This is a genomic window from Litoreibacter sp. JB4-2 (assembly GCF_055693445.1).
This window is the reverse complement of record NZ_CM146334.1, coordinates 1,157,219-1,172,752: the sequence shown is the minus strand read 5'-3', so window position 1 is coordinate 1,172,752 and position 15,534 is coordinate 1,157,219. Positions and strand designations below refer to the sequence as shown.

The 15,534-nt window shown below is 59.8% G+C and carries 19 protein-coding genes; 8 read left to right on the top strand and 11 right to left on the bottom strand.

Annotated features, from left to right (window positions below):
* Positions 1-20: 20 nt before the first annotated feature.
* Both ACZ1G7_RS05900 and ACZ1G7_RS05895 read right to left on the bottom strand, forming a co-directional pair.
* Entirely contained in the window at positions 21-1,616 is a 1,596-nt protein-coding gene (locus tag ACZ1G7_RS05900; RefSeq protein WP_472662895.1) for an ATP-dependent DNA ligase, read from the bottom strand.
* Entirely contained in the window at positions 1,613-2,623 is a 1,011-nt protein-coding gene (locus tag ACZ1G7_RS05895) for a ligase-associated DNA damage response exonuclease (RefSeq protein WP_472662894.1), read from the bottom strand. Before ACZ1G7_RS05895 ends, ACZ1G7_RS05900 begins: the two co-directional genes overlap by 4 nt.
* 218 nt (positions 2,624-2,841) lie before the next feature.
* Between ACZ1G7_RS05895 and ACZ1G7_RS05890 the strand changes: the two genes are divergently transcribed.
* The 4 genes from ACZ1G7_RS05890 (at position 2,842) to ACZ1G7_RS05875 (ending at position 5,648) form a co-directional block, all read left to right on the top strand.
* The gene (locus ACZ1G7_RS05890) at positions 2,842-2,997 is read left to right on the top strand and encodes an RSP_7527 family protein (RefSeq protein WP_472662893.1); all 156 of its coding nucleotides are present in this window, start codon (positions 2,842-2,844) and stop codon (positions 2,995-2,997) included.
* A gap of 140 nt (positions 2,998-3,137) precedes the next feature.
* Positions 3,138-3,836 carry a DUF6778 family protein gene (locus ACZ1G7_RS05885; protein WP_472662892.1) on the top strand — a complete coding sequence of 233 codons (699 nt, stop codon included), beginning with the start codon at positions 3,138-3,140 and terminating at the stop codon, positions 3,834-3,836.
* A gap of 59 nt (positions 3,837-3,895) precedes the next feature.
* On the top strand, positions 3,896-5,104 hold the full coding sequence (locus ACZ1G7_RS05880; protein WP_472662891.1) for an RSP_2647 family RNA methyltransferase: 1,209 nt from the start codon (positions 3,896-3,898) through the stop codon (positions 5,102-5,104).
* 1 nt (position 5,105) lies between these two features.
* Positions 5,106-5,648: an RSP_2648 family PIN domain-containing protein gene (locus ACZ1G7_RS05875; protein WP_472662890.1), complete on the top strand. Its 543-nt coding sequence runs from the start codon at positions 5,106-5,108 to the stop codon at positions 5,646-5,648.
* Positions 5,649-5,751: 103 nt separating this feature from the next.
* Here the strand turns inward: ACZ1G7_RS05875 and ACZ1G7_RS05870 are convergent, their stop codons facing one another.
* The 6 genes from ACZ1G7_RS05870 to ACZ1G7_RS05845 all read right to left on the bottom strand — a co-directional run bounded on the left by ACZ1G7_RS05870 (position 5,752) and on the right by ACZ1G7_RS05845 (position 10,619).
* Positions 5,752-6,444: a M48 family metallopeptidase gene (locus ACZ1G7_RS05870; RefSeq protein WP_472662889.1), complete on the bottom strand. Its 693-nt coding sequence runs from the start codon at positions 6,442-6,444 to the stop codon at positions 5,752-5,754.
* A gap of 112 nt (positions 6,445-6,556) precedes the next feature.
* The gene (locus ACZ1G7_RS05865) at positions 6,557-7,744 is read right to left on the bottom strand and encodes a vWA domain-containing protein (RefSeq protein ID WP_472662888.1); all 1,188 of its coding nucleotides are present in this window, start codon (positions 7,742-7,744) and stop codon (positions 6,557-6,559) included.
* A gap of 6 nt (positions 7,745-7,750) precedes the next feature.
* Positions 7,751-7,921, bottom strand: coding sequence for a hypothetical protein (locus tag ACZ1G7_RS05860; RefSeq protein WP_472662887.1), 171 nt, complete (start codon positions 7,919-7,921; stop codon positions 7,751-7,753).
* Positions 7,921-9,318 (bottom strand): DUF2927 domain-containing protein, encoded by a 1,398-nt coding sequence (locus tag ACZ1G7_RS05855; protein WP_472662886.1) that lies wholly within the window; start codon positions 9,316-9,318, stop codon positions 7,921-7,923. The genes ACZ1G7_RS05860 and ACZ1G7_RS05855 overlap by 1 nt, the downstream gene beginning before the upstream one ends.
* Positions 9,319-9,325: 7 nt before the next feature.
* Positions 9,326-9,769 carry a GNAT family N-acetyltransferase gene (locus ACZ1G7_RS05850; RefSeq protein ID WP_472662885.1) on the bottom strand — a complete coding sequence of 148 codons (444 nt, stop codon included), beginning with the start codon at positions 9,767-9,769 and terminating at the stop codon, positions 9,326-9,328.
* A 10-nt stretch (positions 9,770-9,779) separates the two neighbouring features.
* Positions 9,780-10,619 (bottom strand): AAA family ATPase, encoded by an 840-nt coding sequence (locus tag ACZ1G7_RS05845; protein WP_472663681.1) that lies wholly within the window; start codon positions 10,617-10,619, stop codon positions 9,780-9,782.
* 189 nt (positions 10,620-10,808) lie between these two features.
* Here ACZ1G7_RS05845 and dksA point away from each other — a divergent pair, with 189 nt between their 5' ends.
* A complete protein-coding gene (dksA, locus tag ACZ1G7_RS05840; RefSeq protein ID WP_472662884.1) occupies positions 10,809-11,231 on the top strand; it encodes an RNA polymerase-binding protein DksA in 423 nt (140 codons plus the stop codon).
* A gap of 68 nt (positions 11,232-11,299) precedes the next feature.
* Positions 11,300-11,893, top strand: a complete 594-nt coding sequence (locus ACZ1G7_RS05835) for a LysE family translocator (protein ID WP_472662883.1) — start codon at positions 11,300-11,302, stop codon at positions 11,891-11,893.
* 92 nt (positions 11,894-11,985) lie between these two features.
* Here the strand turns inward: ACZ1G7_RS05835 and xth are convergent, their stop codons facing one another.
* Together xth and ACZ1G7_RS05825 are read right to left on the bottom strand one after the other, a co-directional pair.
* Positions 11,986-12,768, bottom strand: coding sequence for an exodeoxyribonuclease III (gene xth, locus ACZ1G7_RS05830; protein ID WP_472662882.1), 783 nt, complete (start codon positions 12,766-12,768; stop codon positions 11,986-11,988).
* 25 nt (positions 12,769-12,793) lie between these two features.
* Positions 12,794-13,525 carry a hypothetical protein gene (locus ACZ1G7_RS05825; RefSeq protein ID WP_472662881.1) on the bottom strand — a complete coding sequence of 244 codons (732 nt, stop codon included), beginning with the start codon at positions 13,523-13,525 and terminating at the stop codon, positions 12,794-12,796.
* 174 nt (positions 13,526-13,699) lie between these two features.
* Here ACZ1G7_RS05825 and ACZ1G7_RS05820 point away from each other — a divergent pair, with 174 nt between their 5' ends.
* The gene (locus ACZ1G7_RS05820) at positions 13,700-13,882 is read left to right on the top strand and encodes a hypothetical protein (RefSeq protein ID WP_472662880.1); all 183 of its coding nucleotides are present in this window, start codon (positions 13,700-13,702) and stop codon (positions 13,880-13,882) included.
* 16 nt (positions 13,883-13,898) lie between these two features.
* Here the strand turns inward: ACZ1G7_RS05820 and ACZ1G7_RS05815 are convergent, their stop codons facing one another.
* Positions 13,899-14,222: a HesB/IscA family protein gene (locus tag ACZ1G7_RS05815; RefSeq protein ID WP_472663680.1), complete on the bottom strand. Its 324-nt coding sequence runs from the start codon at positions 14,220-14,222 to the stop codon at positions 13,899-13,901.
* Between the two features lie 80 nt (positions 14,223-14,302).
* Here ACZ1G7_RS05815 and ACZ1G7_RS05810 point away from each other — a divergent pair, with 80 nt between their 5' ends.
* The gene (locus tag ACZ1G7_RS05810) at positions 14,303-15,478 is read left to right on the top strand and encodes a deoxyguanosinetriphosphate triphosphohydrolase (protein WP_472662879.1); all 1,176 of its coding nucleotides are present in this window, start codon (positions 14,303-14,305) and stop codon (positions 15,476-15,478) included.
* The last annotated feature ends 56 nt before the right edge of the window (positions 15,479-15,534 follow it).

Here is a 15,534-nt window from a genome sequence, read left to right as displayed (position 1 = left end):
GAAACAACGAAGCGGACGCCTCAGCCATAGGTGTCGAGCATTTCTTTCAGATCGTCCAGTGTATTGGCCTCTGAAATTGGTTTGTCATGGCGCCATCGGGACATGCGCGGGAAACGCAGTGCGACCCCGGATTTGTGCCTGGGGGAGGCCTGGATGCCCTCAAACGCGATCTCGAACACATGTTCAGGTGTGACCTGGCGCACTGGGCCGAAACGCTGCATCGTGTGTTTCTTTACCCAGGCCGTGATCTTGCGAAATTCGGCGTCCGTCAGCCCGGAATAGGCCTTGGTGAAGGGAACCAGTTCGGTGCCGTCCCACACCGCAAAGGTAAAATCGGTGAACAGACCGGCGCGCCGACCCGACCCCGCCTGCGCATAGATCATTACGGCGTCGATCATCAGCGGGTCGACCTTCCATTTCCACCAATCGCCTTTCCTTCGGCCTGCCAAATAGGGGCTTTCGCCGCGTTTGAGCATCACGCCCTCCGCCAGACGGTCGCGGGCGGTCTCGCGTGTCTCAGCCAAAGCTTTCCAGCTGTCAAAGGCCAGATTGGCCGACAGCCTGACGGGGGCCTCGGCGGGTAAACCGGCGATCAGATCCGTCAACGCCGCGCGGCGCGCGTCATAAGGGTGATCGCGCAGATCCACCCCGTCTTTTTCCAGCAGATCATAGGCGTAAAGAACCGCCGGTGCCTCTTTCAGCAGCTTTTTTGGCACAGTTTTGCGGCCGATGCGCGGTTGCAGCGCGTTGAAGCTTTGCGGCGCGTCGGTGGCGTGATCCCATGCCAAAATCTCACCATCCAAAACGCAGTTTCCGGGTATGAAATCGGGCAGCATTGCAAATTCGGGGAACCGGTCGGTGATCAGCTCCTCCCCGCGAGACCAAAGGAAATGAGTGCCGCCGCGCACCACAAGCTGGCCACGGATACCGTCCCATTTCCATTCGGCGCGCCAGTCCTGTGCGGGCCCGAGCGTCTCCAGATCTTCAAGTTGATAGGCCAGATAAAAAGGGTAGGGTTTGGAGGCGTCGGCTTCCGGGTCATGGGTTTCGATCAGCGCCTCAAAACTGGTGGTATCCGGTGTCCAGTCTCCCATCAACCGATGCGCTAGCGTGGTTTCTTCGATCCCGGTGGCTTTTGCGAGCGCGCGCGTCATAAGCTTCTGGCTCACCCCAATGCGCAAACCGCCCGTGATCAGCTTGTTGAACAGGAACCGCTCGACAGGCGGCAGGCTGTCCCAGGCGTCCAGCACAATGCGCTTTTTGGCGTCCACATCATGTTGGCCCAGGTCACGCACCACCCCAAGCCAATCGGTCAAAGACCTATCGGCGCGGCGTTTGGCGGGCGGCAAAACCAGCGCAATCGTTTCCGACAGATCGCCCACGATTGGGTAGCATTCCTCGAACAGCCATAGCGGGATACCGGCGCGCTCCGCCGCCCATGCGCGCAACAGCGTCGTGGTCACGCCGCGTTTCGGCCTGCGCCCGGATAGCAGCGCAATGGTCCACAGCTTGTCGCTATCGGGTGCCGCGCCGAAATAGCCGGCCAAGGCCGCGACCTTCGCGTTGGTTTTGGTGGTTTGGTCCAGCGCGGTGAACAGCTCGGCGAAACGCTTCATTCGGACGCCTCCGTGTCCGGCGCGTCCAGCGTTTCGCCTTCAAATTCCGTCTCGACCACCTGCGCATCATAGCCCTGTTCGCAAAGCCACCGGGTGAATTGCTGCGTATAACCGTGTGTGACGAAGACCCGCTCCGCCCCGGTTGCCTTGATCGCGGCGTTCAGCCCGTCCCAATCGGCGTGGTCGGACATCACGAAGCCCCGGTCGGCGGACCGCCTGTGCCGGACGCCGCGCATCGCCATCCATCCCGACGCGAACCCGGTGGAGGCAGGGCCAAATTTGCGCGCCCATGGCCCGTTCATCGCTGATGGCGTGGCAATCACCAAAGCGCCGGGGAAGTCTTTGACGTTCACATCTGCAGTGACCCGCACCGTGTCGGGCAAGAAAATGCGCTGCGCGCGCAACACCTCATTGGTGTTTTCAATGGCACCATGGGTCAGGATAGGTCCGATCGTGCTGTCGATATGGCGCACAATCCGCTGCGCCTTGCCCAAAGCATAGGCCCCAATGATCGAAACGCGCCCGGCATCACGGTTGCTCTGCCACCAATCGTTGATGCTGGCGACCACGTCTTCTTGCCGGTCCCATTTGAACACCGGCAACCCAAAGGTGCTTTCGGTGATAAACGCGTGGCACGGTACGGGCTCGAATGCTTCCGACAGCCCGTCATCGACGGTTTTGTAATCGCCCGAGGCGACCCAGACCTCGCCGCTGACCTCGATCCTTATTTGCGCCGATCCCGGCACGTGGCCCGCCGGGTGGAACGACACGGATGCATCCCCGATGCGCAGCGTCTCGCCGTAACCCGTCGTCTCAAGCACCACGTCGCCAAGCCTGTGCCGCATCACGGGCGCGGCCGTTTCAGTTGCCAGATACCGGCCCATGCCCCAGCGCGAATGGTCGGCATGGCCATGCGTGATCAAGGCGCGCGCGACGGGCCGCCAAGGGTCGATGAAGAAATCACCCGCCGGGCAGTAAATCCCCTCGGGCCTGAATGTGAGTACCATGCCTCTAACGTAGCGGTTCTGTCGCGCGGGACGAGGGTCGATTTTTCGGCTTAGGTCGGCTCAAGGGTTTTTAGAAAAACGCTATTTAAATGAAGTGCTTGGCGCCTCGCCATGCGTTAGACGCATAGCGGATTTTCGCTTTTTAGGGGGTGTCGCTAGGCAGCGGTGCTCCTAAATCAAAGGCAAGCAACAAGGCACGAAATAGAAGGACTGATGATATGGACTATGACGTCGACAATATCCCCTACGCCGAAATCGAAAAACGCGCACGTGAACAGCGCGCCCAGGTGATGAAGGCCGGGTTGATCGCGATGAAAAATGCCGTGAAATCTGTATTTTCCGGCCTACATACATCGGGACATAAGACAGCCTGAAGAACACCATCCCCTCGGTGCTGAAGGCTAGAGGGTCCCGGATCGCCATCAAAGCGGTCCGGGATTTTCTTATTTATGACAGAGTTTTAGTCAAATTACTCGCAACTTTACGCGGTGGGACCGCTCCAGAAAGGTGCGACATGACAGTCTATAAACAGATCTTGGTTTTGGTAAGTGCGGCGTTTTTATCGGCCTGCGCCGGCTCGGATACGGTCACGCGTGGCTCTGGGCTGACGCCTGAGACGTTGGTGCCATCCGACATGCGCGCGGATAGCCGCAACTGGACCGTCGCCGATCTGCGCATCACCGTGCCAAAGACGCTCAAGGTTTCCGAAGCCAATCTGTATTACCCGTTTGCTGACATTGTCTGGCGGGGGGAGCCGTTCGGCAATCGCTTCGCGCAGGTCGAACGCATCCTTGATGCTGGCCTGAGCCGCGGTTTGGCCCATCTTGACGGCCCGCGCGCGGTGCATGTCGACATCACGCTCAAACGGTTTCACGCGCTGACCGAAAAGGCCCGTGCTTCTGTCGGTGGGGTGCATAACATCATTTTTGACATCGATATTCATGACGCCGTAACGGGCGCGCAATTGCATGGCCCTGTTGAGATTGAGCTGGACCTCAAAGCCTATGGCGGGACCCGCGCCTTTGAGGCGATGCGCGAAGGCCATACCCAAAAGGTGCGGATCGAAAGCCACCTGACCAACACGATGCGCCGCCAGTTTGGTGCGGGCAAAATCAACGCGCTGACCTACCAACCGATCCCGACGCCTGAACAGGCCGCCGCTGACGCCGCCGCCGCGGCGGAGCTTTTTGGTACCGAAGCCCCTCAAGGCTAAGCGCGGCCTGAAAGCAAACGGTGCTTTCGCCGCAGGAAAAGACAGACTAAAGGGGGGCCATGACAGGCACCCCGAACACACCCGCTCATCCGATTGTACGTCTCAAGCCCAAGGCCGATGCCTCGCGCATTCGCGCGGGCCAGCCGTGGGTCTATGCCGACGATGTCGTCACCGATCGGCGCACGAAGAAGATCGCGCCCGGCGCGCTTGCTGTGCTGCAAGATGCGGGGCGCGAAACCATTGGGCTGGTCGCGGTCAATGGTCTGTCAAAAATCATGCTACGCATTTTGGACCCCGACCCGCTGGCGCAAATCGATCAGGCGTGGTTTGAGGCGAAACTGACCCGCGCCCTTGCGCTGCGCGAGCGTCTGTATCCGGCGCGCTTTTACCGGCTGGTCCACGCCGAAGGTGACGGGTTGCCGGGCTTGATCATCGACCGGTTTGGCGATCTATGTGTGATCCAGCCCAATGCGGCGTGGATCGAGCAGCGGCTCGATATGCTCGTCGCGGCTGTCACTCAGGTCACCGGCGTAAGCGCGATCTACAAAAGCGCATCCGGCCGCACGCGGGAGCTTGAAGGGTTAGATGGCGACAGCACACTTCTCAGCGGCACCCTGGAAGGCCCTATCCAAGTCGCCATGAACGGTGCGACCTACCTTGCCGATATCGCGGGCGGGCAAAAGACGGGGCTGTTCTATGATCAGCGTCCCAACCATGCTTTTGCGGCCGGTCTGGCCAAAGATGCGCGCGTTTTGGACGTGTTTTCCCATGTCGGTGGTTTCGGACTGGCCGCACTTGCAGCCGGGGCCAAAAGCGCCTTGGCCGTAGACGGTTCAGAGCCCGCATTGGCGCTCGCCGCGCAAGGCGCAGAGGCGATGGGCGTTGCCAAAGCTTTTGAGACCCGCAAGGGCGACGCGTTCAAGGTGATGGAGGCGCTGCAAAAAGACGGTGCCAGCTTCGATCTGGTCATCGCCGACCCGCCCGCCTTCGCGCCATCGAAAAAGGCGCTGCAAAACGGGCTGACGGCCTATGCGCGTGTTGCGTCAAACGCCGCAAAGCTGACCGCGCCGGGCGGGTATCTGGTACTGTGCTCATGTTCTCACGCGGCCGATATCGTCAAGTTTCGACAGGCCTGCTTGCGCGGGATCAACAAGGCCGGACGCCGCGCGCAATTGATCCATACTGGCGGGGCTGGCCCCGACCACCCGATGCATGAGGCGCTGGTTGAAAGCGGCTACCTCAAAGCGCTGTTTTTCCGGCTGGATTAAGATGCGCGCATGCCTTGATGCCTGCGTTCTATTCCCGACCGTGCTGCGCGAAGTGTTGGTTGGGGCCGCCGCACGTGGGGCCTACACCGCTCTGTGGTCCGACCGAATTTTGGAAGAATGGGCGCGGGCGACAACCAAGCTGGGCCCGGTTGCCGAAACGCAGGCCCGCGGCGAGGTGGCGCTGCTGCGCGCCAAATTCCCGAAAGCCAGCGTCACCCCGAACGCGGGCGACTTGGCGCGGCTGCATCTGCCCGATGAGAACGACATCCACGTGCTCGGGGCCGCGATTGCGGGCTCCGCCGATGTGATCGTGACGTTCAACGCCAAAGATTTCCCGCGTCAGACATTGGCGTTTGAAGGGCTCAGGCGCGACAGCCCGGACGCGTTCTTGATGGAGCTGTGGATGCACGATGCCGCCCCCATCGACGCCGCCGCGCGCGCGGTGCACGCGACCGCACAAACCATGTTGGGGGAGGAGATCGCGCTGCGCGCTTTGATGAAACGCGCCCGACTCCCGCGATTGGGCAAAGCTCTGACGGCGTGAGTGTTGAGGGTTTGCGCTGCGCTTCGCGCATCGCCCGGGCGAGGGGCCAGCCCCTCGCGCTCCCCGGAATATTTTTGAAACAATGAAGGGGTTGGGGGGCGCTTTAGGTTTGGGCGACGCCCCATTTGGCTTCATTGGCCTCAATCGCGGCGATGCGTTCGGCTGTTTTCGGGTGGCTCATCATCCATGCTGGCGCCCCGCCGCCCATGCCACCTGATAGCTTCCCAAGCTTTTCGAATAGCGATTTTTGCGGCCCGGTGCCGATCCCGGCTTTGGTCAAAAGGGCAGAGGCATAGGCGTCCGCCTCATATTCATCCTGTCGCGACAGGCGCGCGGCCAGCATCGAGGTCAAGATATTGGCCAGCCAGACGCCTGCAAACGGGATGATGCGCCCCAGGATCGAGGCGAGCACCACCCGGATCGCATTTTGCCCGGAGAAATCGACCATCCGTCGGCGCGAATGACCCAAGGCCACATGCCCCAATTCATGGGCGATGACCGAGGCCAGCTCTTCCGCTGACACATCGCCAGCCTTGTATTTGTTGTAGAACCCGCGGGTAATGAAAATCCGTCCATCCGGCGCCGCAAGCCCGTTGATCGGGTCGACCTCAAAAATATGAACTTTGATCTGGGGCACATCCAGTGCGCGCGCCATGTCGCGGTTCATTTTCTCCAGCGTCGGGTCGGCCAGGCGCGTTGATTTCTGGTCAAGCATGCGCTTCGTGTTCCACGCGGAAAAGTGGTACATCACGAACGCATAGGCGGCAGCCAAAAGGACGGGCATCAATTTGATCATGGGATAGATATGGGGCCGCTGCTTGCGCTAATCAAATTGAAAGCCTGCGGCTTGCCGTATTTATGTCACCCGTTCGCGCTCGGCCAGGCAAATTTGGCCTGTCAGCCCGGCCTTACCGCGTCAAAATGCGCATGCCGCGTTCGATCCCGTACAGGGTCATCGGCACCATGCGCTCTGCCCCGAAAATCGACTGGATCATCTGTGTCGATTGGGTGTGGCGCCAGTAGCGCTGATCCAGCGGGTTGATCCACAGATTGGACGGCCATTGATCGCGGGCACGGCCAAGCCAGACGTCACCGGCCTCCGCGTTCCAATGCTCATTTGCGCCGCCGGGATAGGCGATTTCATAGGGCGACATGGATGCATCTCCCACGAAAATACATTTGTAATCAGGGCCGTAGCTGCGCAAAAGTTCCCAGGTGTCGGTCTGCTCTGACCAGCGGCGTTTGTTGTCGGTCCAGACACCTTCATAGAGACAGTTGTGAAAGTAATAGTGTTTGAGATGTTTGAACTCGGTCTTGGCGGCGCTGAACAGCTCTTCGACGACCTTCACATGCGGGTCCATCGAGCCGCCGATATCGAGAAAAAGCAGCACTTTGACGGCGTTGCGCCGTTCGGGGCGGGTTTTGACGTCGAGATAGCCGTTTTCCGCCGTGGCCCTGATGGTGCCGCCGAGGTCCAGCTCATCTGCCGCGCCGTCCCGCGCCCAGCGGCGCAGACGTTTCAATGCGACTTTGATGTTGCGCGTGCCCAGCTCGACCGATCCGTCCAGATCGCGAAACTCACGCTTGTCCCAGACTTTGACGGCGCGCTGGTGGCGGCTTTCGTGCTGCCCGATCCGCACGCCTTCGGGGTTGTAGCCATAGGCCCCGAAAGGCGAGGTGCCCGCCGTGCCAATCCATTTATTGCCGCCCTGATGGCGTTTTTCCTGTTCTTTGAGCCGCTCTTTCAGCGTCTCCATCAACTTGTCGAACCCGCCCAGCGCCTCGATCTCGGCGCGTTCTTCCTCTGACAGGTGCTTCTCAGCCAGCTTGCGGATCCACTCCTCGGGGATCTCGGTGGCTTCCAACATCTCGCCCGCGTCGATCTGGTCCAACCCATCAAATGTGGCGGCAAACGCGCGGTCAAATCGGTCCAAATGGCGTTCATCTTTGACCATTACGGTGCGGGCGAAATAGTAGAACCCCTCCATGTCATAGGTCACCAGGCCTGCGCGCAATCCTTCAAGGAACGACAGGTATTCGCGCAAGGAAACGGGGACCTTGGCCATGCGCAAATTCTCGAAAAAGCGCAGAAACATGGCGGGTTAGCCGCCTTGGCGTGCGATGAAAATGCCGATGAACAGCGCCACGAAACCAAAGAACACACCAAAGCCCACGGCATATTGGCCGATGTCTTTTTTGTTGCCGCCGCGCCGCGCCATCAGGCCGCCGCCAAAAACCGCGCCAAGTGCCGCCCCGATCAAAAATCCGCTCATCAGCCCTGGCCCTTTTTGCCCGATGGGGTCAGTGCGCGGATCTCATTCACGCGCGCACGTATGTTCTTTTCCGAACCGAACCCATACCGGCCCCAACCCAGCGCGTCCAGCCGCACGGCGCGTGCAGCATCGACCTGTCCCATATTCTCCAACGCCTGGGCCTGAAGCAGCAAAAGCGTCGCCAGAACGGCGGCGTTTTCGCCAGAACGCGCGGCGGGCAGGGCCTCCGTGGTGATCGCGATTGCGGTTTCATTCTGGCCCGTCGACACCGCAAAAGCGGCGATCTGCGTAGCCATATGCGCGGCATGTAGCGATGTTCCGAACAGGTCGCGGTATAACGTGTTGGCCTTCAAAATGCTTTCAACCGCCATGACAGGCCGCTCTGACAGGTTCACCCGGCCATGCACGAACAGAGAGATCGCCAGACGGTTATCGGTCCAACCGCGATCTTGCGCAATATCAAGCGCTTGGCGGGCAAACTTCATGCGTTGTTTCGTTGGAACCTTTGGCCCCAAAGCCTGCGCAATCGACGCGTTCCAAAGCTTCGGCGTGACCGATAAAGGCCCGCGCAGCCCCGACGCACCGGCCGGGTTCAACCTGTTCAAAAGGCGCGGCAACAGCTCCGCCGCCTCCGCCCGCGAGATTTGGTTGCGCATCTCCGGCGCGTAATAGGCGCGCAAGATCAACATGTCGAAACCGGTCAGCACGTTGTGGAAATTGTCGTCGTTGAAGATAGAATCCGGCAGCCGGTAAAGGTCATTCAATGGGCCCAAAGCCTGCGCAATTTCCTCATGCAAACAGTCGCGCATTTCCTGCGGCGGCATGTCGGACGGGATCACAACAGTGGCCTGCTTGCGCGACGTCAGGCGCGACCAGTCCGTATCCGGGCTTTTGCGCGATTTGCGGTATTCGGCGAAGCTGGAGACATTCGGAACCACAAAACACGCCGCTTGCGGGATAAAGCTTTGCAGACGCGCAATCGGGATCGCATCGATGGTGATCTGTGCTTGTTCGCCCGGTTTGGCCCTAGAGATGTCGATCTTGGCCTCGCCGCGCAGACGCGCGATCAGCTCCGCCAGATCACGTTCCAGAATGGCGGATGAACTGCCGTTCAAAGCCACCTTTACGGGGCCATCAAAGCGGGTCAAAAACGGCAACTCCGCGCCGCTTTCCATCTCAAATGACAGATCCAGAAAGTCCCGCGCAATTTCTGCATTTGACCGATAGGCAGGCGGTGCCGCACGCGCTTTGAACCGCTTCATCGGGGGCAGGTCGGGCAGGGTTGCCGCGCGGCTGGGCTGCGCGCCCGCTGACGGCGCGGTGCCGCCACAGGCCGACAGAACCAAGCTGGCGGCAAGCAAAAACAGGGGCAGAATCGGGTTGGCAGGGCGGGTCATTACCGCCTTATACCCTGCTATATTTTATAAACGGTGTTTTTTGGCCAATGCGGTCGTAAAGCTGGCGCGCTGTTGCGTTAAAGTCTTGAGTTGTCCAATAGACATTCGGCGCTCCAGCGGCATCTGCCGCCGCATAGACCGCCTCAATCAAGGCACGCCCGGCCCCGGTGCCGCGAATGTCGGGGTCCACATAGAGGTCCTGCAAGTAGCAACAATTCTCGACGGACCAGCCGTGACGGTGGAACAAATAATGCGTCAACCCAATGGCTTGCCCGTCTTTCAAGGCGATCAACCCGGTGAAATCCTGCGGATCGTCGCCCAATAGCCGTTCAAAATAGATGTCGTAAATCTCTTGCGGGCGGGTGGTTTCATAAAAGGCCAGATAGGCCTCCCATAGCCGCGCCCATTCGGGCTTGTCGCCACGTTCCAAAGGGCGGATCACGACACTCATTTTTGGGCCCTCATCGTTGTGCTCTGGCCATGAAGGCCAGCCGTTCAAACAGATGCACATCCTGCTCGTTCTTCAACAAGGCCCCATGCAGTTTGGGCAGGGCATGCGCCCCGTCGCGTTTCAGGTCTTCCGGCGACAGGTCTTCGGCCAAAAGCAGTTTCAACCAATCCAAAACCTCAGATGTCGATGGCTTTTTCTTCAACCCCGGCGTCTCGCGAACCTCAAAGAACTGGGTCAGCGCGGTTTCCAGCAATGCGGGCTTTATCCCCGGGTGATGCAGCTCGACAATTTGCTTCAGCGTCTCGGCATCGGGGAACTTGATATAGTGAAAGAAACAGCGCCGCAGAAACGCGTCCGGCAGTTCTTTTTCGTTGTTCGAGGTGATGATCACAATCGGGCGCTGCTTGGCGCTGACCGTCTCGCCCGTCTCGTAGACGTGAAATTCCATCCGGTCGAGCTCTTGCAGCAGGTCGTTGGGAAACTCGATATCGGCCTTGTCGACCTCATCAATCAGCAACACCTTGCGCTCCTCGGCGGCAAAGGCCTGCCACAGCTTGCCGCGCCGGATGTAGTTGGCGACGTCATGCACCTTTTCGTCACCCAGCTGGCTGTCGCGCAAGCGCGATACCGCGTCATATTCGTAAAGCCCTTGCTGCGCTTTGGTGGTCGATTTGACGTGCCACTCGATCATCTCAAGCCCCATCGAGGCTGAGACCTGCCGCGCCAGCTCTGTTTTGCCGGTGCCGGGTTCGCCTTTGACCAGTAGGGGGCGCTCCAACGCAACAGCCGCGTTAACCGCGATTGTCAGGTCGTCAGTCGCGACATAGGATGTGGTGCCAGTGAATTTTATCAATCTATCAACCCTTTAGCCTGCGTTTTGATCATGGTTAACCCTGTCTTCAATTTCCTTTCATAACGCGCCTTTCGGGCGTGACAAGGTCTGGTGCATTCGTTACACCCTGCCACAGGGTTTGACCAAAGACATCGGGTCCGAGTCGGGGACCTCCTTAATGTCTTTGCAGTTAAGGGAGTTATTGGGATGAAAGCAGAAATGTTCCTGCCGGAGGATTACAAGCCGGCCGAGGACGAGCCGTTCATGAACGAACGTCAAACGGAATATTTTCGCCGCAAGCTTCTGGATTGGAAGCAATCGATCCTGGATGAGACCAACCTCACCATCGAAGGCATGCAGGAAGGCACGCGCAACATTCCTGATATTGCTGATCGCGCCTCGGAAGAGACCGACCGCGCGTTGGAACTGCGCACCCGTGACCGTCAACGCAAGCTGATCTCCAAAATCGACAGCGCCCTGCGCCGCGTCGATGAGGGCGAATACGGATATTGCGAAGACACCGGGGAGCCGATCTCGCTCAAACGCCTCGACGCGCGCCCCATCGCCACGCTGAGCCTCGAGGCACAGGAACGCCACGAGCGCCGCGAGAAGGTCCACCGCGACGACTGACTGTTACAAAGAACACCAGTTAAACGCCGGGCCTAGCGCCCGGCGTTTTCTTTTGTAAGGTGGCGCTCATGCTCAGTTTTGCCGCCGCCGTCTTCCTATTGATCATAACGCCCGGCCCCGGGGTCCTGTCGCTGGCGGGCGTCGGCGCGGCCTACGGGTTCCGCGCCGGGCTGCGCTATTTCATGGGGCTTTTCATCGGCACCAATCTGGTGGCACTCGCCGTGGTCACGGGGCTCGCCGCGCTCATCCTGGCAAACCCGGTCATCCGCACCGTGCTGATGGCCGCTTCCACCGCCTACTTGCTCTACATAGCCTATAAAATCGCCACGGCAGGAAGCAAAATCGGCTTTACCGCAGCGCCCCGCCAGCCTGGCATTCGCGACGGGTTGTTGCTTCAGGCAATCAACCCCAAAGCCTATGTGGTGAACACGACGCTGTTTTCGGGCTTCGCCTTCCTGCCGGGCGCCTATGCCGCCGAGGTCGCCATAAAATTCGCGATCACCAATTTCATCTGGTGCGCGCTGCATTTTCTTTGGTTGTGGGTGGGTGCGCGGATCAAGGCAATGAACTTGGCTGCGCGCACGCAACGCATCATCAACATCTTCATGGCCTGTGCTCTGATCGGGGTCGTCGCGCTCGCCTTTTGGGCGGCCAGGCCCTGACCTACATCTTCATTGTTTCAAAAATATTCCGGGGAGCGCGAGGGGCTGGCCCCTCGCCGTAGCGACGCGGGCGCAGCCGCGGCGCAAAATCTCTAAAGCGCCAGCTCCACCCAAACGGGCACATGGTCTGACGGTTTCTCACGGCCGCGGATCTCATAGTCGATCTTGCACTCCGTCAGGCAATCGGCCGCTTGCGGCGACAAAAGCAGGTGATCAATACGGATCCCGTCATTTCGGTTCCACGCGCCCGCTTGGTAATCCCAGAATGAGAACTGCTCGGGCGCCTGATTGCGGGCGCGGAACGCGTCGGTGAAGCCCAAATTCAAAATCCGGCGAAACGCGGCCCGGCTTTCGGGGCGAAACAGCGCGTCCTCCAGCCAGGCCTCGGGCCGTTTGGCGTCCTCTGGCTGCGGGATGATGTTGTAATCCCCGGCCATCATGGTGGGGATCTCTTCCGCCAAAAGCTCTTGGGCGCGCGCGCGCAGCCGCTCCATCCAGGCCAGCTTATAGTCATATTTCGGCCCCGGCGCGGGGTTGCCATTGGGCAGGTAGAGCCCGCAAATGCGGATCGGTTTTTCGTTGCCCATGACCAGCGCTTCGATCCAGCGGGCCTGTTCGTCGCTGTCATCGCCGGGCAAGCCGCGCCGGACGTCCTCCAATGGCAATTTCGACAGAATCGCCACGCCGTTGAAGCTTTTCTGACCATGGGTTTCGACGCTGTAGCCGCGGTCCTCAAACAGCTCGCGCGGGAAGCCTTCGTCGACTGATTTGATCTCTTGCAGCACCACAACATCCGGCTGCGCCTCGTCAAGCCAATCGGGCAGGGCGTTGATCCGGGCTTTGATGCCGTTAATGTTGAATGTCGCGATTTTCACGGGCGGCCCCCAAAGATGTTGCCCGTCAGGTATCCCCCAGCGCCGCCGTCGGGGCAAGGGCGGCTTGCAGCCAAAGTTGGTCAATCTCGTGCAGGGCTTTCGCGTCAAACTGGTCTTGGATGTCCCAATACCGGCCGGAAGGTACGAAATAGCCCAGCTCCTCCTCCCGCCGCATCGCCTTTTGCGCAGCGGCCCGGTCATAGGGCAGGGGCTCGCAGCTGCCCATCGTTTTCAGATTTGCGCGCGGGAACACCAGACGGCTCGGCCCGGTGGACAGGTTCACCAACGCGCAGCCCTGTTGCGCCGCCAATATCATCAGCCGGGCCGATTTGGCTTCCAAGGATTGCAAGGTCACGTCGTCGCGCAACGGGTCCGGCGCGCCTGAGCCGTAAAAATGCGTCTGGCCTTTGCTTTTGTCATAAATCATGTCGCAGCCAAAATAGGCGATGGTGCGCGGCTTGTGGTAGCGCAGCGCCCAATACCCGGCGGTAAACGCCATCGTGCCGCCTGCATAGACAAATCCGCCATAGACGTTTTGCGCGGGCACATAGGCGCTGGCGGTGACAATGCTTTGACCGGGCGCCAGTGTGGTCGGGTGGTTTTCAACGGGAAAATCTTCCGGGTGGATCAGGCTGTCCCAGTCCGGTCGCACGGCGTAGGCGTTGTTAATCGCCAATAAATGGTCAATGCCGGTGCGCGCCCAATCACGGGCGTCGACCGCATTTGGCGCGCTTCCTAAAATCAAAACAGTATTCATCTTCGAGAGCCCTCGACAACTCATCGCAGACATAGTGCCGGATTTCGCCAAGGCGAGAAGGTGCGACAAAATCGTACAACAGCAGCGCTAAATCCTTGAGCCCGATAGATAAAAATTGATCGGCCGGCGCAAATCCGCTACCACTTGAAAAAAACAAACGGTTTGAGGCCGACGATGCAGAAATTACTACTCCCCGCGATGCTGGGTGCACTTTGCGCATGCGGTGTGCCACCTGAAGAAGATGCGGTGTCCCAAGATGCCTATAAGCCACTCAACCGGTCGCTGATCCTGCCGGTCGAACCTGCAACGCTCGCGCAATCGCAGGCTTGGGCGGATTTGGTCAAAAGCTACGAATAATCAGCAGCTTATGCCGCTACATTGAGAATGAAGTGCCGCATCCGCAAGACGATGTCGCGTTTGGGTTTTCGATCACAAACCGCGCGCCGATGACTTCCTCAGTGAAATCAATCACTGCGTTTTCAAGGAAAGGCAGTGACACGCTGTCGATCACAACCGTCTCGCCCTCTTTTTCCAGCACCAGATCATCATCCGCTGGCGCGTCGAGCTTGATTTCATATTGAAACCCCGAACATCCGCCGCCTTCAACGGCCACACGCAAAGCATGCCCCTGGCCGCCCGCGCCAATCTCGGCAAGGCGGGCAAAGGCGCGGTCGGTTACTTTCGGGGGCAGGGCCAATTGCATCGGATCGGTTCTCGTATCTGTTACCTGACCAATGTAGGATGGCATTGGGACAAGAACAAGAAGGGGCCGCCATCATGACGCTGGCCAATTACGCATGCGACCCGGCCGCGAGCAGAGGCAGGCTCTACCCGGAAGATGAAAGCGCCTTTCGCAGCTGCTTTCAACGCGACCGCGACCGCATCATCCACGCCTCCGCCTTTCGGCGCCTCAAGCATAAGACGCAGGTGTTTATCGAGCATGAAGGCGATTATTTCCGCACCCGTCTGACCCATTCGATTGAGGTGGCCCAGGTGGCGCGCACCATTGCGGGCGTGCTGGGCCTGAATGTCGAGCTGACGGAGGCCGTCGCCTTGGCCCATGATCTGGGCCACCCGCCCTTTGGCCATACCGGCGAGGACGCGCTGGACGCGTTGATGGCACCCTATGGCGGGTTCGACCACAACGCGCAGGCGCTCAAAATTGTGACCTCTCTGGAACGGCATTATGCCGAATGGGACGGGTTGAACCTCACCTGGGAAACCCTTGAAGGCATTGCAAAACATAACGGACCGGTCGTGGGCGAGCTGCCCTTCGCCCTGTCGGAATATTCCACTCGCCATGATCTGGAACTGGGCACCTATGCAAGCGCCGAGGCGCAGGTCGCGGCCCTGGCCGACGACATCGCCTATAACAACCACGATCTGCATGACGGGCTGCGCGCCGAGCTGTTTTCTACCGATGAACTGGCGGAAATGCCGCTACTGGGCCCGTGCTTCGCCGAGGTCGATAAGCGCTACCCGGGGTTGAATTACTACCGCCGCCGGCATGAAGCGCTGCGCCGCTTCTTCGGCCTGCTGGTCGAGGATGTGATCGCCGTGGCCCAGCGCAATCTGCGCGCGCTTGACCCGGCATCCGTCACAGATATCCGCGCCGCTGGTCGCGCGATGGTGCAGTTTTCGCCCGAGATATGGGAACAGCTGAAAGTCATCCGCAGATTCCTGTTCGAGCGCATGTACCGCGCGCCCGCAGTGGTCAAAATGCGGGTGCAGGTGACACAGGTGGTCGAGGAGCTGTTTCCGCTCTTTATGGAAAAACCCGAACGCCTGCCCAAGCAATGGCGCAAGGATGTTGAAGAGGCGGCGGGGGAGGTCGACCTGGCCCGCATCGTGGCCGATTACATCGCAGGCATGACCGACCGTTTCGCCCTGCAAACCCACCAGCATCTGATCGGTGGCGTCGAAGCCGACAGCTACGTGCTGCCCCAGCCATAACGTACAAGCCGTGACCCAAATGTGCGGCTGCGCCGCGCGCGATGCTTTTGCGTTCG

Bases quoted from the DNA above. Each gene is read 5' to 3' on its own strand.
- ACZ1G7_RS05900 (WP_472662895.1), bottom strand. From the start codon at position 1,616: ATGAAGCGTTTCGCCGAGCTGTTCACCGCGCTGGACCAAACCACCAAA.
- ACZ1G7_RS05895 (WP_472662894.1), bottom strand. From the start codon at position 2,623: ATGGTACTCACATTCAGGCCCGAGGGGATTTACTGCCCGGCGGGTGAT.
- ACZ1G7_RS05890 (WP_472662893.1), top strand. From the start codon at position 2,842: ATGGACTATGACGTCGACAATATCCCCTACGCCGAAATCGAAAAACGC.
- ACZ1G7_RS05885 (WP_472662892.1), top strand. From the start codon at position 3,138: ATGACAGTCTATAAACAGATCTTGGTTTTGGTAAGTGCGGCGTTTTTA.
- ACZ1G7_RS05880 (WP_472662891.1), top strand. From the start codon at position 3,896: ATGACAGGCACCCCGAACACACCCGCTCATCCGATTGTACGTCTCAAG.
- ACZ1G7_RS05875 (WP_472662890.1), top strand. From the start codon at position 5,106: ATGCGCGCATGCCTTGATGCCTGCGTTCTATTCCCGACCGTGCTGCGC.
- ACZ1G7_RS05870 (WP_472662889.1), bottom strand. From the start codon at position 6,444: ATGATCAAATTGATGCCCGTCCTTTTGGCTGCCGCCTATGCGTTCGTG.
- ACZ1G7_RS05865 (WP_472662888.1), bottom strand. From the start codon at position 7,744: ATGTTTCTGCGCTTTTTCGAGAATTTGCGCATGGCCAAGGTCCCCGTT.
- ACZ1G7_RS05860 (WP_472662887.1), bottom strand. From the start codon at position 7,921: ATGAGCGGATTTTTGATCGGGGCGGCACTTGGCGCGGTTTTTGGCGGC.
- ACZ1G7_RS05855 (WP_472662886.1), bottom strand. From the start codon at position 9,318: ATGACCCGCCCTGCCAACCCGATTCTGCCCCTGTTTTTGCTTGCCGCC.
- ACZ1G7_RS05850 (WP_472662885.1), bottom strand. From the start codon at position 9,769: ATGAGTGTCGTGATCCGCCCTTTGGAACGTGGCGACAAGCCCGAATGG.
- dksA (WP_472662884.1), top strand. From the start codon at position 10,809: ATGAAAGCAGAAATGTTCCTGCCGGAGGATTACAAGCCGGCCGAGGAC.
- ACZ1G7_RS05835 (WP_472662883.1), top strand. From the start codon at position 11,300: ATGCTCAGTTTTGCCGCCGCCGTCTTCCTATTGATCATAACGCCCGGC.
- ACZ1G7_RS05825 (WP_472662881.1), bottom strand. From the start codon at position 13,525: ATGAATACTGTTTTGATTTTAGGAAGCGCGCCAAATGCGGTCGACGCC.
- ACZ1G7_RS05820 (WP_472662880.1), top strand. From the start codon at position 13,700: ATGCAGAAATTACTACTCCCCGCGATGCTGGGTGCACTTTGCGCATGC.
- ACZ1G7_RS05810 (WP_472662879.1), top strand. From the start codon at position 14,303: ATGACGCTGGCCAATTACGCATGCGACCCGGCCGCGAGCAGAGGCAGG.